Source organism: Candidatus Uabimicrobium helgolandensis (assembly GCF_041508025.1).
Taxonomy (GTDB): domain Bacteria; phylum Planctomycetota; class Uabimicrobiia; order Uabimicrobiales; family Uabimicrobiaceae; genus Uabimicrobium; species Uabimicrobium helgolandensis.
Genome location: NZ_CP165719.1, coordinates 1,781,993 through 1,799,001, shown reverse-complemented (window position 1 = coordinate 1,799,001; position 17,009 = coordinate 1,781,993). Strand labels below are relative to the sequence as shown.

At 34.9% G+C, this 17,009-nt stretch carries 11 protein-coding genes; 6 read left to right on the top strand and 5 right to left on the bottom strand.

Features of this window, described 5'->3' with window-relative positions; genetic code table 11:
• The first annotated feature begins 26 nt into the window (after window positions 1-26).
• The 5 genes from UABHE_RS06590 (at window position 27) to UABHE_RS06570 (ending at window position 5,976) form a co-directional block, all read left to right on the top strand.
• The gene (locus UABHE_RS06590; protein WP_372369461.1) at window positions 27-950 is read left to right on the top strand and encodes a Type 1 glutamine amidotransferase-like domain-containing protein; all 924 of its coding nucleotides are present in this window, start codon (window positions 27-29) and stop codon (window positions 948-950) included.
• A 125-nt stretch (window positions 951-1,075) separates the two neighbouring features.
• Window positions 1,076-2,854 (top strand): hypothetical protein, encoded by a 1,779-nt coding sequence (locus tag UABHE_RS06585; protein ID WP_372369460.1) that lies wholly within the window; start codon window positions 1,076-1,078, stop codon window positions 2,852-2,854.
• Between the two features lie 127 nt (window positions 2,855-2,981).
• Complete coding sequence (locus UABHE_RS06580) at window positions 2,982-4,451, top strand: protein kinase (protein WP_372369459.1); 1,470 nt, start codon at window positions 2,982-2,984, stop codon at window positions 4,449-4,451.
• A gap of 3 nt (window positions 4,452-4,454) precedes the next feature.
• Window positions 4,455-5,231, top strand: coding sequence for an enoyl-CoA hydratase-related protein (locus tag UABHE_RS06575; RefSeq protein ID WP_372369458.1), 777 nt, complete (start codon window positions 4,455-4,457; stop codon window positions 5,229-5,231).
• Complete coding sequence (locus UABHE_RS06570; protein WP_372369457.1) at window positions 5,218-5,976, top strand: patatin-like phospholipase family protein; 759 nt, start codon at window positions 5,218-5,220, stop codon at window positions 5,974-5,976. Before UABHE_RS06575 ends, UABHE_RS06570 begins: the two co-directional genes overlap by 14 nt.
• Window positions 5,977-6,559: 583 nt before the next feature.
• Here UABHE_RS06570 and UABHE_RS06565 read toward each other — a convergent pair.
• Together UABHE_RS06565 and UABHE_RS06560 are read right to left on the bottom strand one after the other, a co-directional pair.
• Entirely contained in the window at window positions 6,560-10,219 is a 3,660-nt protein-coding gene (locus tag UABHE_RS06565; protein ID WP_372369456.1) for a protein kinase, read from the bottom strand.
• 64 nt (window positions 10,220-10,283) lie between these two features.
• Window positions 10,284-12,605: a serine/threonine-protein kinase gene (locus tag UABHE_RS06560; RefSeq protein WP_372369455.1), complete on the bottom strand. Its 2,322-nt coding sequence runs from the start codon at window positions 12,603-12,605 to the stop codon at window positions 10,284-10,286.
• Window positions 12,606-13,042: 437 nt separating this feature from the next.
• Here UABHE_RS06560 and UABHE_RS06555 point away from each other — a divergent pair, with 437 nt between their 5' ends.
• Window positions 13,043-13,429 (top strand): four helix bundle protein, encoded by a 387-nt coding sequence (locus UABHE_RS06555; RefSeq protein ID WP_372369454.1) that lies wholly within the window; start codon window positions 13,043-13,045, stop codon window positions 13,427-13,429.
• A 127-nt stretch (window positions 13,430-13,556) separates the two neighbouring features.
• On the opposite strand, the gene UABHE_RS06550 is transcribed toward UABHE_RS06555, so the two are convergent.
• Genes UABHE_RS06550 through UABHE_RS06540 form a run of 3 tightly spaced genes read right to left on the bottom strand, consistent with a single transcriptional unit; the run spans window position 13,557 to window position 16,931 of the window.
• Entirely contained in the window at window positions 13,557-14,084 is a 528-nt protein-coding gene (locus UABHE_RS06550; protein ID WP_372369453.1) for an RNA methyltransferase, read from the bottom strand.
• A complete protein-coding gene (locus UABHE_RS06545; protein ID WP_372369452.1) occupies window positions 14,074-15,588 on the bottom strand; it encodes a carboxypeptidase M32 in 1,515 nt (504 codons plus the stop codon). The genes UABHE_RS06550 and UABHE_RS06545 overlap by 11 nt, the downstream gene beginning before the upstream one ends.
• Window positions 15,589-15,596: 8 nt before the next feature.
• Window positions 15,597-16,931, bottom strand: coding sequence for a formylglycine-generating enzyme family protein (locus UABHE_RS06540; protein ID WP_372369451.1), 1,335 nt, complete (start codon window positions 16,929-16,931; stop codon window positions 15,597-15,599).
• Window positions 16,932-17,009 lie beyond the last annotated feature (78 nt).

Genomic DNA, 17,009 nt, shown 5'->3' with positions numbered 1-17,009 from the left:
CATAATGGCCAAAGAAAGGATTTTTCATGTTTCAGCCGACTGCGCTAGTATATAGCTCTCATAACCGTTCACCATATTTACACCGTAATTGGATTATAGAACCAGCATTAAAGAGTCATGATAACAAAACAATTCTACAATTACCGATGTCAATGAAAGAACAGCATCAACAAGATTATAGCTGGGGAAATTTTCGTTGGTATTTTGATCAATTTAAACAATGGGGACTAGAATATTCGCCGTTTTTCTGGAATGATAATCTATCTGGGGAAGACCTAGATGTACTCTTTGAAAAGCTAAGAAGTTCGCAAGTTGTTGTTCTTGGAGGGGGAAATAGTTTACTTGGAATAAAACGCTATCGAGAACTAGGACGCCTTTACTGTAACGATGAAAACCTATTTGCTAAAATTTTGCAAGAAAGAGCAAGTAATGGTAAACTTACTGTTGGATTTTCAGCAGGAGCAAGTCAATTGTGTGAATACCTTACTGAAGCAATTGATCATCATTTAGATAATCCTCATGGGTTTGCCCTTGCAGCGAATGTAATGGTCACCTTACACCATGAATGGGGTAGAGAACAAGAAATATACGAGTGTGCCACCAAATTTCAGCACTGTGCTGCTTTTGGGCTTCCAAACGATTCTGGAATTGCTGTTGAACAAGGGCACTTGCCATCAGGTAATTTTTACCAGGTAATTCAGTTTATTGTAGATGGATCTTGGGATATGCCCGAGGATAATTTTCATATAAAAACACGCCAAGGAATGAAAATAGAACACTACTACAATGATAGTCGCAAGTGGACATTCAATGATCAGGATTTGCTCGTGCGCATTTCATCAAATGATGGGTATAGCGGTGCATGGATAATACAAGATGAAATACTTGACTACTGGACTCAGCAACCTTCAGGCTATAACAATTTAGAGCAAATACTTGCAAATCACTAGTAGTTAAATCTTGACTCAAGTAAGTAGAGGTCCGCGAATTTTAAGCACCCGAAAAATCAGGAAATACAGAACAGGGAGATACATCAAATGCTTTTGGTGTATCTTAAGTAAAAGGGAGTAAAAAATTGGAAACTTTAGCTCAAAGAGCAGAATCTTTAAGGCAAACGATTGATATTAATATTTTTAAGGGATATGATGTTAGAGGAGATGCACAAGTCACTTCTAAAAGTCCCAAGATTAATCTTCGTGAAGAAGATGCTTTTTTGATAGGGCAGTCTCTTGCTTCAAGCTATACATTAAAGCAACAAACCCCTCGATTTCTTATTACATCAGACCACCGTCCAACATCCGAAGCTTTAAGATCTGCTTTAGCACAAGGTGCCCAAAATGCAGGGGCCAAAGTAGATATAAACACTGACCCTGTTCCAACAGGCGCTACAAGCTGGACTATTTTACAGCGAAAAAACGATTATGATATTGCCATTCAAATCACCGGTTCGCACAACCCTTATTACAACAATGGATTTAAAATAACCAGTAAGCAAAATGATCAAGATCACCCCGATACAAATGGTTTTCCACAGGCTCTGTACGGAAAAAACTTAAAGAAAATATATTATAACATCATAGAAAACCAAGTACAAAAAGATCAAAATGGTGGTACCATTAACCAAGTAAATTATGTTAATGATGAGTACCAGCGTGCAATGGTTACTTATTTCGCTGGCATTCTTGGTAATGATAAAAAATTCACCACACCATTTCGCGTAGTCCTCGATGCAGGTAATGGCCTAGGTTGTAAAGCTGTGGATATTTTGCGGGAGTTAGGTGTTGAAGTATATGAGATGTTTACTGATTTACATGGCGAATTTCCCAATCACCCTGCAGATCCTTCTAAAGAAGAAGGAATCAAAATGGCCCAAGAAAAAGTAAAAGAGTTCAATAACTCATTACAACCAGGTGAAAGACCATGGATTGCTGCCGTTTTTGATGGTGATGGTGATCGTTCGGGTGTCATAGGTGAAGACGGCCAGGTTATTTATCCAGAACGTATACTTGCTATTTTTTATATACGCTTTTTGTTAGAAAATAAAGACGGACTTCAATGTTTGTATAAAAAAAATGAACACGTTGGTTTAGCTTTAGATGTGAGAGGTACAGCAGTAGTTGGTGAATTAATTACTCAGTATCGCGAACAAAAAAACTATGGTATTATCAGTGAATTTATTCCTTGCGGTTATCCAAATCATCGTTCTTATGTGCGTAAGCAAATTGAAAAAATTGCATCACTACAAGAGAGTTGCGATGTAGCTACAAATCAGAAATTAGAAGACATAAAGAAAACTTATACGTCTGCAGAAGCATCAGGGCATTTCTTTTATGCTACTTGCCCACAAGTTCCAGAAGCAATGGTCGACGATGGTATTTTTTCAGCAATTAAATTACTGCAAATTGTCGATACTATAAATGAATTTGAAGCAAAAGAAAATTTTATAGTTGCACAAGATAATTATAAAATTACCGATCTCTTTAACGCTATCTCTTGGAGACCTGTTTCGAATGAAGTACGAGGCGCTTCTCCTTATGAAGATAAGGCTAAAGAGGATATTATTTCTGATATAAAAAATGTTATTAGCGAGCAAATAGAACATCAATCACTTTTTTTACAAAAGATAAAAGAAGTGATTGATGTTGACGGGATTCGAGTTGTTTTTGAAGATAGTAGTTTTTTACTGATAAGAGCTTCACAAACTTCACCTAAATTTACATATAAATTTGAAGCACAAACAAAGAAGCGCCTTGCGGAAGTTATCTCAGAAACAATTCAGTTTTTACAATCTTATGAAAAAAAAGGTGTATCTCTTGTTGAATTGCAAGAAGAGCTTTCTATTCAAAAAGTTTAGTACTAGACGTGTTGATATTTGTCTTCTTATAAAAATCCGAATGTCGACATATCCTAGTTGGGTAAGGCGAAAATAAAACAAATTATTTTCCGCCATATTCCTCAATAAAATATTGGAGCTTCCAGAAATGGTTGGTCAACTGTTAAATCTTTTCCATTTTAGTAAAGATACCTCAGATTTTTTTGCACAAATGATCCAAAAATTGACGCAGTCTCCTCTGTTGGAATCTAATAAAATTCAGTTACTTGACGAACTAACCGCTACAATAGAATCGAAAAGTAATTGGCAAAAAAAACTCGATCATTATGGCGTTTATTCTTTTGGGCGCTTACCTCAAGACAATTCTCAACAACCAGACATTGCATTACCTGTTACTGATCCGCGCGTTTCTAGACGTACAGGCTGGGTTATATATTTGCCTATTGAAGGAATCGCTACGTTTATTAAACACAAAAACAATAGTAACACCATGTATGTAAATGAACACTCGTGTAATTTTAGCTTATTGCAAAACTTATCAACATTTAGCTTTCCCAAAGATAAAACTCATGAGATGACATTTTGTTCTGAAAAAGCAAATTGCTACCTTTATGAAGAAACACCTTACATTTTTACGATCCCAAATAACAATAATTACATTTACGCTGAACCTAAAGAAAAACAAGAGTTATTATACAATTTAATAGGTAATTTAGGGCATGGAACTAGTGGTAAAACTCATATAGCTTTCGATCACTCAGGGGATCACTTAGTTACAGTAAAAAAGTTTTTTCAAAATCTACATAGTTTTCAAAACAAAAATGCACTTCTTGATGAATTGTTTCACAATTATCGTTTGTTGCAAATTGAAAGACAAACATTTTTGTATCCAAACAATGAAAGCATCACAAACGATAATCATAAATCTTTGGAACAAGTGGCAGCCATTGGTCACCTCAATCTTAGTCAAATAACCCGCATGCACCTTTTTGAGCATAACGGAGAAACTTTCTTATGTCGCGTAAATGAATATAACCCAGGGCTATCTTTAGAAAAGTATATGGAACTTATACGCAACAATCAAAAATCGATTGCTGTAGCTGTTTTCAAAAACATAGCTTATCAAATTTTGGTAGCCATAAAGTATTTACATTTGCGAGGAATTATTCACTGCAATTTAAATCCGAATAAAATTTTACTTGTTCCTTATCCTTTTGGAACTCTTGTGAAGATTAGAGATTACCCTCTCAATGAAAATCCCTTTTTAATCGACAAAGACACTCTTGAAAAACAAAAGAAAAACGGTCGTTTTCACTTTATCGCGCCTGAATTAACAGATATAAGTTCTATGACTCCTCATGTCGATACTTTTTCTTTTGCTGTAATTTGTTGTTATATGCTAACGAACAGTACATTGTTTTCAGAAGTGCAAGACTTTTCAGAATTGTACTCTCACTATCAACATTTTACTTTGGAAGTAAAAATAAAGGAAAAACTACTTAAGGCTGGTGTCGGCGAAAATTTTTCAGAATTTTTGATAAAGTGTCTGACTGTAAATCCAGAACAAAGACCATCTTTGCAACTTCTTTTTGAACAACTTTTAAATATACAGGAATAAACGATGGAATATCAAAATTTAACATGCGAAATACAAGAAAATATTGCAATCATAACACTACAACGTCCAAAAGCCCTTAATGCTTTAAATCAAGCAATTCTAACTGAATTAAATCACGTTTTTAGCGAACACTTGTCGCGCGAAATACGTTGCGTAGTTCTTACAGGGTCAGAGAAAGCATTTGTTGCTGGAGCAGATATTAAAGAGATGGATAGTATGACTCCTATACAATCTCGCTACTTTGCTCGTAGCGGACAACTTATTTTTCAAACAATCGAAAATTTTCATGCCCCGGTTATTGCAGCTGTAAATGGTTATGCTTTAGGCGGAGGATGCGAGCTTGCTTTAGCTTGCGATATTCGTTTAGCTTCACAAAAAGCTAAATTTGGACAACCAGAGGTGAATTTAGGTATTATTCCTGGGTTTGGTGGAACACAGCGTTTAACGCGCACTGTAGGTCCAGGAAAAGCACGCGAACTGATATATACAGGAAATACTATTAATGCAGAAGAAGCTCATCGTATTGGTCTAGCTAACGCTGTTCATGCTCCAGAGGAACTTATGCCTGAAACAATGAAGATGGCAGAAACAATAGCAGCCAAAGCGCCTCTTGCTGTCTCTTTGTGTAAAAAAGCGATCAACATGGGAACAAATATGGATATATCGCGTGCTATAGAATTTGAAGCTGATTTATTTGCCGAGAGTTTTGCAACAAATGATCGCAAAGAGGGTATTGAAGCTTTTGTTCAAAAAAGAAAGGCGAACTTTGTCGGCAAATAATATCACTTTGCGCGATTGGCTACAGCAAGAAAAATTTTCTTTGGCCATGTCTTCAGGCTTTTTTGGCTTTTTCGCTCACTGTGGAATTATAAGCGTATTAGAAGAAGAAAAGCTAACACCTAAGCGTGCCAGCGGTTCTAGTGCGGGAGCACTTATTACTGGTTGTTGGGGAGCAGGTGTTGCAGCAAAAAACATGAGCGAAGAGCTATTTTCTTTGCAGCGAGAAGATTTTTGGGACCCTAGTTTTGGTCTCGGTCTTCTCAAGGGACAACTTTTCGATAAAAGGCTTCGCAGTTTTATGCCCACTACCGATTTTAGCAAGTGCCGTTTTCCAATATCTATATCTGCATACGACGCAATACTACAAAAAACAAAAGTTTTAGAATCAGGAGATATTGTTCGAGCAATACGTGCTTCTTGTGCTGTTCCTTTACTTTTTCACCCTGTATGGATAAAAAGAAAACCTTTTTTAGATGGCGGCATTCGCGACCATGGTGGTTTGAAATCTATCAAAAAAAACGAACGCATGTTTTACCACCATTTGCTTCCTCGTAAACATAATAACAAATCTCGTTTCTTTAAACGCCTTCCACAAAAAAACAATATGGTAACACTTGTTTTAACTTCACTTCCTAGTGTGGGACCTTATTGTCTTGAAAACGGTAGGAATGCTTATAATCATGCTTATAACACTATGAAAAAAGCAATGAATACACCAATAAAAAATGGAAAAATTATTATTTAAGTAAAGGATTTATTATGGCGCCGCAAAGTAATTGTATAGATTGTGATTACACTGGCTACTTTCGCCCCAAAGAAATAGATTTTCTTGCATATTGTCCAATATGCTATTCAAAAAACGTATATATACCAAATAGACTTCCCTCCTCTTTCGTCTCTGGACTTTTTTTGTTCGTAGTTTTCCTTTCGATTATGCATTTCATATTGAATAATTAATATCAGAGTAGGAAATTAGGGCGCGTCGGCATCGCTAATCTTCTGCTCTGATTTTCAGTTTAAAGCAAAACTATTCATTTCCCTCACGTAATAAAACTCAATCGCTCTTTTCTAAGTTGTCGCACTGTCCTTTAAAATCGTTGTCGTAATCGTAGCCGTAGTACTACGATCACGGTCACGACAATTTTAATTGATGATACGCCCTGGTATAAAGATAATCGCAATCTCACCGAATAACAAGCTCCCCAATCGTTAGAGATACTTTATTTTCGGCAAGAAAAACGTAATTTATTTTCGGAAAATTTTTGCTGCTGTTCTTTTAAAGAATTTCGGCTCTCTTCTAACTTTAATTCTGAAACTTTAGCGGTGATTTACTCTGGAAGATTTCGAATACTTGGAGTTTTACGGATAAAGTAAAAGTCCTGTTCTTCAAAATCGCTTTGTGAGAGAATATCATCATAACTATTTGTTTTTACATACTTGCGTTCTAAGATTTTACTTCCCCAGTTTACGTATTGGAGAGCTTCCTGCTGCTTTTGTTGTAAACAAAAAACACGGACAATGTCTAATAAAACATCTTTGTTATAAGAGTTAAAAGTCCACAAGCGCTTATAAATACTTTCTGCATGTAAATATTTACCTAACTTTACATATAGTTGCGCGAGTTTTTTCTGTAAAAAAGGATCGCGAATTTTTGTTGCGATTTCTTTTATAAGGGAAAAAGCTTCTCGTTTCCTTCCTTCCTGGTAAAGTAGTTCTGCTAAAGTAATTTTGGCTTTATGAAAATGTTCATTGATATTAATTGCATCTTTTAAGCTTCTTTTAGCATCTGACCAACGTTTACCGGCGATAAGAATTAACGCTTCTTCATAAAAATACTCAGATCTTTTATACAATTTTTTTGCCATGTTTAGATCATTTAAATTGTCTCTTATGTTTTTAGTAGACTTTGTGAGAAACGTTTCATATTTGTGTTGTTGCTTTTCAAAAAGATAAGGCTGGTAACGCTGTGGACGAGTAGCTTTCCGCATAGATTGCCTCGTTGCCGAAAAACTTAAATCGTATAAACGCATGCGTAATTGCACTAACCTTCTAAAACCTTGGCTAGCACCTAAAAGAACAAAAGAATCTTGACTATTTTGCAGAGAGTTATAGTACTTTTTCCTTTCTTCTTCTCCTGATAAGGTAACCATGGCTGCATTAGTTACTTGTCTTAAGGTTCCTTGTGGTTCATATAGATAGTTTGAAAGAACATCTTTTAGACGAGAACCTCTTCTCCCAACAGAGTAACCTAGGCCATTGATCCTAGCCGCCTGTGTTGTAGAATGTCTTTGTTGTTCTTGCATAACCATTCTTGGACTATAAAAAGCCATTAAAAAATACATATTTGATTGAAAAGCATAATCTTGAGAGTTTGCGATGTATGACAGCATTTCTTGTATTCCGGGAGTTGAAAATCTCATATTGCGGCGTAAACTCTGATACTGGCATATGAGAAAAAACCGCGTGATCATACATTTTGTTAGCGGTGACATCTGTTTATCTTTCTCAAATAATAAAATAACATCTTCCACTGGCGGCATTGAAATATTCCACAAGCATAAAGCGCGTAGAGATAACTCTGGGGATTCTTTTTTCTTACCTAACCGCCGCAAATCATTTGCAATTTTTGCTATTGGTTGATTTGACATGTATTTATTGAAAAACGAGAGACACATCATATTCACGTCTTCATTCGAATCGTTCAACCCTTTTTTGTATAGTAAAATATAACTGTCTTTATTTCTGCGGCCATCCCAACTATTCCAAATATAGCAATAAGCATATTGTCGAATGATTGGATTTTTATCACTTAAAAATGTTTTTATAACTTCAAAACCTTTTTCCGCAAGATCGTTATTTACATTGGAAAAAGCAAATGCACTAGCAGAAGCTGCTAGTCTAGCAACAGAAGGCATTTGTTTATCCATTAACTGAAAAAGAATAGACTTTACTTCTTCATCAGCTCGTTTTGGTTTAGAAAATTCGGTATGAAAAGTATAACAACACTGTCCAACAAGAGTCATTAACAAGGAATCTTTAGAAGAAAAAATTTCCTGTAAATTTCTAAGCACTTTTTTCATATCTACAGGGATTTGATGGCTGGTTAGAATATTCCCAATAATGATTTTCCCCACAATATCTTTCTTACGGTGCATTTCATTAAAGTGCAAAGCTAAAAGCTCGAATTTTCCTAATTCACCTAAAGAACGTGCTGCAAGAAAACGAAGAAAAGAATCTTTTTTTGTATTTAAAAGAATCTTTTGAAAACTATCAATACCTTTAATTCCTTGGCTAATAAATTTACTCTTCAAATAAGATGTTGCTGCTAAATACAAATAGAAATCCTCTGTTCTCTTATCAAGTTTTATAAGACCTTCTATGTATTTTGGATAGGTCTTTACTTTTGTTTTTTGTGCATTCGATTTGAAAAGCAAAGGACGTTTTATATGATTTAGAGAAAAAAACATTTGATCAAGTAAGGACCAATTGCTTGCTTGAAAATGAGGAGCTACAACGGAAAGATTGAAGAGCAAGTTTGCTGCTCGTAAATTACCAGGATCAAGATTTAGTGCTTTGCGAAGATTTTCAAAGCATAAAGAGGCTGCTTTTGGATTATCTTTTATTATTTGAAAGCAAACGTCAGCAAAATCAATGTAGTACAAAGGATCGTTTGGAGCTATATCTATACATTTTTGAAGGTGTCGTTTTGCTTGAAGATAGTCTTGTTTTTGACGAAATATTTTAGATAGGTAGTAATTTGTCTCTAGATGTTGTGGTATTTTTTTGTAAGCTTTTTTCAAGTACACAATTGCTTGTTTACTATCATCGTTTTTTCCAGTAAATTTTTGCTTTACTTCTCCTCTTTCGTATAGCGAAGCTCCTAAATAAAACAGTAATATCGGACGTGTTTTATCTAGAGATTTAAACAAGTCAAAAGCTTTTTCATATTGTTTGTTTTCAAAAGCAACAGCTCCCTCAAAATATGAATTATCAACATCAACTATTTCTGCTTGTTGTGTGCTAAATATCATACGATATAAAACAAACGCAAAAAAAATAGTCGAAATGATTGCAACAGGTATATAAAGTTTATTCCACGCAAAAGGAAGTTTTGTTCCTATCCGTTTTCCTTGTAGAAAACATTGTAAATCATGAGAAAATAGCTCCATATTTTCGTAGCGTTGAGTTTTAGGTGCGACAGATCTCCTTTGAATAATGTCTAGGTCATCTGGTAACTCTTCAACATAATTTTTTAGAGATATAAGTTCAAAACCCTCAACATTAAATATAATTTCCATTGGTGTCTGTCCAGGCATCATATATTGCCCAGAAAGTAGTTCGTAAAAAATAGCCCCTAGAGAATAAATATCTGCTTGATAATTTATTTCGCGCGTTCGAGAAGACTTGAATAATTCAGGGGCCATGTAACGTGGTGTACCTATAATATCACCGGTTTTAGTTAAACTGTAATCTCCGACGTGAACGCTTTTTGCCAACCCAAAGTCCATAATTTTTGCAGTACCATCTCTTTGAATGATAATGTTCTGAGGTTTCACATCACGATGAACTACTTTTTTACGATGCGCATAGCTAAGAGCGTTTGCAATTTGAAGAGTTATGTTAACGGCATCTCTTATAGAACAATCTCTATTTTCTAACCAATCGTCTAGAGTTACTCCTTCTACATATTCCATAACAAGATAAAGATTGCTATCTACAGCTCCTGCATTATAAACTTGAGCAATATTACTATGATGTAATTTAGCAGCAACCTCTGCTTCGCGTAAAAACCGCCTCTTCGCAATTTTACTTTGGTTTTGAAAAATAATTTTAATAGCCACTATACGTTCAGAGTTTTTTTCGATTGCTTTAAAAACGATTCCCATACCACCGCGGCTAATTTCAGACAAGATATTATAATTTCCAATATCTTGCCCTGGTTGTAAATGGAATACGTTGCCTAAATTTTCAGGGTGAAATTCTTCCATTTTACATACTCCTAAACTCTACTACCTAAGATCCATGACAAAATTACTAATTTTGTTACAGACACTAATGAAATTTTACATTGCCAAGAAGTCTAAAAAAGAATCTTCTATTGTGATTATCTGAGCTACTAGGTCCAGTATGATATATATGATAAAAAATATTGTTTTGTAAGGCGTAAAAAGATCTTCGGTGAAATTTCCGCCCGTCTTTTATCAATAACGACCGTATTATTATTCCTTTAACTCCTTGAAGCGTATGCCTACCTGATTTCTCAACAACGGTTGCTGATTCTTTTCGCTTCATCCACTCTTGTAAACTACCACTAGCATGTAAAAAATGAAAAGATATAGTTTCATTCTCTGGTGAGAAATACTTAATATTATAACCGTTAGAATTTACAGTTTGAGATCTCCAAGCTTTATTAACATTGTAATCAATACCAAATTTAGAATTTTTTACCAATATATACTCATTTTTGGTAACGGGTAATACTTTTATAGATTGTAGTGCTGGTCGAAATTCTTCAAGAATTTGTGGTTTTGCATTGATTGCGAAAACTGCCGCCCCACAAAAATTATTGTTGTGCACCCAAAAGAACGTTTCTACTTGAAATTGATGGTTTAAATTGTATAAAACTTTTTTTCCTGCTAGCGAATTAATTCTATGCTTTTTTTCCATTTTGCGGATTACAATTTTACCTCTCCATAACTGATTTTCAAAATCTGTTATACTTTTTTGAAAATCCCCACCAAAATCTTTCTTAAAATAAAAAATAATAGAGCCAGGCTTTCCTCTTTTTTCATGTGATATACAAAATAACGAAGGCTCGTTTGCGTATACTCGTTCTACAGGCCAATTATCATGGATGTGGTACTTTATAGAATATTTGGCATTACGAACAACTCTCCATTTTTCGTTTTGTGCAGATTCTAAAGTCATTTCCGCGAATTTTTTATCATTATTTTCCGCTAACTCTTTATTGACGGATTTTTTAACTTCAGGTTCTTGTAATGGTTTGCTTTTGCCAATATAAACACCTAACACTATACTATTGAGCACAATTAGCATTATGAAAAGGCCTATCATATATAATTTGAGATTTTTAGTTATATGATACGGCAAATAAGAGTTACGAGCGCTAACATTTTTACCATCGAGAAAATTCTGAATATCCAGCGACATATCTTGAGCTGTTTGGTATCTTTTACTACAATCTTTAATCGTCGCCTTACGACAAATTGCTTCCAAAGCCCTTGGTGCCCTAGTCATTTTTTCTCTTAGAGGTAGGATATTGTTATTTATAACATTGTTGATAACTTGAGAGTAATTCTTTCCTTCTACAGCAAATTTACCACTTAGCATCTCGTAGTATATCGTTCCTAAAGCATAGATGTCAGTCAAAGCATCTATTTGCTTATTATGTCCAGAAGCTTGTTCTGGAGACATGTAACGCGGTGTACCAATTACTGCTCCTGTTCTGGTTATGTTTTTTTCACTCTCGATATTTTTTGCTAACCCAAAATCCATAACAATTAAACGATCGCTACCGTCTTCTATCATCAAATTTCCAGGTTTTAAATCACGATGAATAACTCCTTCATTATGTGAGAAGTACATTGCGCTTAATATTTCTATCATAATTTTTGATGATTTTTTTATTGTGAAACGAGTTTCTTTTAAATAATCGTCTAAGGGTTTTCCTTTAATGAGTTCCATCACGATATAATCAACACTACCTTCACTACCAACATCATAAACATTTACAATATTAGGGTGTTTTAGTTTTGCAGTTATTTGCGCTTCAGCAAAAAAACGTTTGCGATTAATTCCTGAACCTTGGAGTACTTTAATGGCAAATTTTTTCTGGAGTTCAGGGTGAAAAGCTTCAAAAACAGCGCCCATCCCTCCTTCTCCTATTTTGTTGATGATTTTATATTTCCCAATGGAATGAAAGTTTTGTATCTGTGTGCTATTTTTGATAGAGGAATTACTGTTTATCCATGATTTAGCTAGGCGCATTTCCGTCAAAGTGAAGACGTTTTTTTTCGATGCATTAACAACAATGCTTTCCCAGCTATCAATTGGAATCAACTGTCTTTCAACATCATTGAATATTTCTTGACTGCGCGATGATATTTTACAACGAATTAAATTTTCGATTTGAAAGTCATTTAAATAGTTGCTTTTTTTTGCTTCTTGCAGAAGGCAAACATAAACATACATCATATGTAGTTCTTGTTGTTGCTCTTGAGAAATGGCACTACTTTGTAACAACTGTTCGTCTAAAGATTCATTGTTGTTGATTTTTTGTATCTTTGGAATAGAAATTCCTAAAAGATATGCGCAGTACGCCAGATTCTTATTACGCGTTTGTATATTTTTCATATAAATGTAGACTCAAGTTGCGACCTAGAAATAACAAGAAATTAGAAGGGACGATAAAATGATATGCCTCAATGCAGAAGACTATCTAAAATTAGACTACGTTATATCTAATGAGGCTCTTTACAACGTATTGGAACGTAGAACATGTATCATGCCATTAGCTCCAGAGCACGACCAGAGAACTAAGATCTTTAAGATTTAGCTCTGAAAAAGCCATATAATATTTTATTCCGCCTTTTCAAAGCTATTATCTAATTTTAAATAATACTAGGGCCTGTCATGGGCCTGTCATCAATTAAATTAATAAAGCCAAATATTAGATTTCTTTCATGTTTTGCATAAGTTGTCACTATTGCATTTATAATCGTCACCGCGAGCGTAACGCGTGACCTTGACCGTAATCGTTGTCGTATTTCTTCTACTGCAAGGAGTTTGTTATGCAATTAAATTACGAGAAACTTGACGTTATAAAACTTCTATTGAGTTTGTCTTTTCAAATTCTCAAAAATATGCCTAACAGCTATGGTTTTCCTAGTGACCAACTTAAACGTGCTTCTTTATCCATTCCTCTCAATATTACTGAAGGAAATGGCAAATTTTCAGAAAAAGACAAAGCTAAATTTTATCACATTGCTCGTGGATCTGCTACTGAATATACTGCTATTTTTGATGCTGCGAAAATTATGGAAATCATTGATTCCAAGCAGTGGCAAAATGGAAAAACTTTATTAGTCCGTATTGTTTCTATGCTTTGTAAAATGCTACTTCGGCTACGATTACGGATACGGTCAAGGTCACGCTCACGTTCGCGAATTTCTAATTGATGACGGGCCCTAGACAGAAATTGTTCTACCTTAATTTTTAAATTTCGAGCTTAGACTCTTACGTGAGTCATAAAAAGTTTTTGCGACTCACTTAAGTCAATTGTATTGACGTTACGTCTATGGTGATTTACTTGCGCCATTGACGTAAGGCTTCGAACATGACAACGCCTACAGATGTAGCTACATTTAAAGTAGACTTCTTGCCATTCATTGGAATATGAACAAAGCAATCAGCTAACTCTAGAGTTTCTTCACTCACTCCTGTAACCTCATGCCCAAAAACTAAGGCGGTTGGTTTTGCAAAAGAATGTTCCCAAAAATTCTCACTGTGGCTTGTCAATTCGACAATGCAAATATTTACACCTTGTGATTTTAAATTTTTAATGGCTTCAACTGTTGTATCATAATATTTCCAAGGAACAGAATCAGTTGCTCCAAGAGCTGTTTTGGCAAGCTTTTTATTTGGAGGATATGCTGAAATACCACAAATACATATTTGTTTGATACTTCCAGCATCTGCTGTACGAAACGCAGAACCTACGTTAAACGCACTGCGAACATTATCTAGTACAAAATAAAGAGGAACCCTCTCTATCGCTGAGAGTTCCTCTTTTGTCATGTCTTTGTCTAAAACCGTATATTTATCAACCGGCACAACTAATTTCCACATCATCTGACCATTTACGTTGCAAATGCTCAAGGAGATATCTTTCGGAAACTTCTTCCCCTGTTATATTCTTGATAAGTTCTGGTCCTGTTACAGATTTACCTGCACTAAAAATGTTTTTAGCTAACCAGTTGTATATCGGGTGAAAATTTCCGCTAGTTACATTCTGATCGAAATCGCTAACATCGCGATACATAGTCTGTAAGAACTGAGCGGCATAAATACTACCGATTGTATAAGTAGGAAAGTATCCAAGTAGTGATTGTGCCCAGTGAATATCTTGAAGCACTCCTTGAAGATCATCTTTTACTTCTACACCAAGATAGTCTTTGATTTTTGCACGCCATAACTCTGGAACATCTTTAACATCAATGTCTCCGTTAAACATGTCGCGTTCAATTTCGTAGCGAAGCGTAATATGCAAATGATAACTCAGCTCATCAGCTCCTATACGTGTTGGACTAGCATTTATATGGTTAATTGCGCGATAGAAATCTTGTTCAGATAGGTGTTTCAAATGCGGAAAAAGTTCTTGAATACGTGGTAAGTACCTAGTAATGAAAGGCTTTTCTCTACCAATAAAAACTTCCCAGAAACGCGATTGCGATTCGTGTACACCGATAGAGGTGGCTTCGGCTAATCCAGTTCCTGGATATTTTTTATTGAGGCCTTGTTCGTAAAGAGCATGACCACATTCGTGTATACTAGAATAAATACCTTCTATTCCCGTGTTATTAAAACGACTTGTTACGCGAACGTCTTCAGGACCCAAAGTAATAGCAAAAGGGTGAACAGATAAGTCCATTCGCCCAGAAGAAAAATTAAAACTCAGATCTTTAAGAATTTCATTCACGAATAACTTTTGTTTTTCTACTTCAAAAGAACCAGTTAAAGTGATATTTTTTTGCTCACTTTGATGAGCTAAAACTTTTTGTAGTGTTGGAATAAGGTTTCCTTTTAGACCAGAAAACAACTTATCGAGTTTTTCAACCGTAAATCCTGGCTCATACTCGTCCAATGCTACGTCATATGGATGTCTAGAACTATCAATATATTTTGACTTTTGAACAGCTAAATCGATAACCTTTTGTAAATGCGGACCAAAAATAGAAAAATCATTGCTCTCTCTTGCTTTTAGCCATGCACTCATAGATTTAGAGATAGCTTGACTTTGTTCTACAACAAAGCTTGCTGGTAATTTTGTTGATTTAACATAATCGCGGTGCGCATTTTTTATAATGACACTCTGCTCGTGATCAAAATTTTCCGGTTTACTTTGTAAATCGTCGTATAACCGATTGATAATGTCTCCTGTTTCTTTACTTGTAAATCTTTCGTGTTTCAATTTAGAAAGTAAAGACACTTGTTGACCACGGAACGGAAAAGCATTTTCAGGTAGATATGTTTCTTGATCCCACCATAATACTTCTACGCTTGTTTCCAACAAATGTTTTTCAGAAAGAACATTTAATAGTTCTGTAAATGTACTCATATGATACCTCATTTCGAAATTAATATAACATACCGAAACCCTGTATGAATATCGCGTTGTTTCTTGTTACGATATGCACGACTAGACACTCGGAGTTTGTGTATTTTGTTTGCCCATGAACCTCCGCGAACCACCTTTCGTTGTATATTGTTATCTAGATATAACGGATTTGTTTTACCTAGTGTGCTGTATGCTGTTGGGCTATAACTATCTAAACACCATTCAGCAACATTACCAGACATATTATAACAACCAAAAGGAGAACATCCTTGTATAAAAGAATTTACAGGTGCTATTTCCGCAAAACCATCTCGTGAAGTTTTATAATTTGCATAAAACATGTTAGGTTTTGCAAAAGGTCCCCAGGGATACTGAGAAAGCTCTGCTTCTCCTCTCGCTGCTTTTTCCCACTGTGCTTCTGTAGGTAAAGAAACATTTAAATGTATTTTTTTTGATAACCATTTGCAATAATCAATTGCATTTTCCCAACTTACAAGAACAACAGGATCGCTACTTTTCCCTTCAGGGTATTTTTTAGCAAGAGGATTCCAATTAAAGCGTTGGTTTGATGGCAACTGTTTCTTGGCATATGGTATAGAATAATTTGTTTCTTTAACAAAATTGTAATAATCAGCGTTTGTCACTTCATATTTACTAATATAAAATGCCTCTAAATATACTTTACGCGAAGGTCTTTCGTCATAACTCCCCTCAGGATATCCCATATAAAAAGAGCCCTCTGGAATGTACATCATATGCGAAGGGATGTTTGAGGATTTGGAAAAACTAGTTTCTACAGGCTGCTTTTCTTCTAATGTTTTTGTTGGTATTTTCTGCTGGGTTAGAAAATCTTTATTGTAAAACAGCAAAGTAACTAACAATAAACAAATATATATTATCTCTCTATATGTGTTGTGTTTTTTTGGCGTTTTTCTTTCGCCGACGAGAGTTTTCAATTGTGCCTGTGAGATTTTGTACTGTGAAGCTACTTTTTGCAAATAACTCCACTCTTTGTTATCAATATAACCTTTTATACGAAAAAGATCTATAGTTTCAGATATTTTTTGCAATTTTCTCTTTTGCAAAACTCGATTGTATTCATTTCTCGATTCTGTATTTTCAAGATGGCTACGAGCTTTACGTAATTCACTTTTGAGGAATAAAATTGTTTCTTTATATTTAGGATTATTTCCCAAACGCTGTAGTTTTTGTAACTGCAATTTATAATTTTCTTGCAAAATATCGATGTTAAATTTTTGCGAAGAAATATTCAGCATTTCGTAATAATCAGGTGTTGTAACATTTTTATCAACACCTAATAATTTATGATATATATTTTCCATTGAAAAGCCTGCTGATTAAAGATCTGGGCTTAAGTTGTAAAGTTCGTTTTAATTTTAGCATGGTGTATTTCGTTTTTG

Coding starts and splice junctions, on each gene's coding strand:
- UABHE_RS06580 (WP_372369459.1), top strand. CDS start 2,982: ATGGTTGGTCAACTGTTAAATCTTTTCCATTTTAGTAAAGATACCTCA.
- UABHE_RS06560 (WP_372369455.1), bottom strand. CDS start 12,605: ATGAAAAATATACAAACGCGTAATAAGAATCTGGCGTACTGCGCATAT.
- UABHE_RS06590 (WP_372369461.1), top strand. CDS start 27: ATGTTTCAGCCGACTGCGCTAGTATATAGCTCTCATAACCGTTCACCA.
- UABHE_RS06575 (WP_372369458.1), top strand. CDS start 4,455: ATGGAATATCAAAATTTAACATGCGAAATACAAGAAAATATTGCAATC.
- UABHE_RS06555 (WP_372369454.1), top strand. CDS start 13,043: ATGCAATTAAATTACGAGAAACTTGACGTTATAAAACTTCTATTGAGT.
- UABHE_RS06545 (WP_372369452.1), bottom strand. CDS start 15,588: ATGAGTACATTTACAGAACTATTAAATGTTCTTTCTGAAAAACATTTG.
- UABHE_RS06565 (WP_372369456.1), bottom strand. CDS start 10,219: ATGGAAGAATTTCACCCTGAAAATTTAGGCAACGTATTCCATTTACAA.
- UABHE_RS06540 (WP_372369451.1), bottom strand. CDS start 16,931: ATGGAAAATATATATCATAAATTATTAGGTGTTGATAAAAATGTTACA.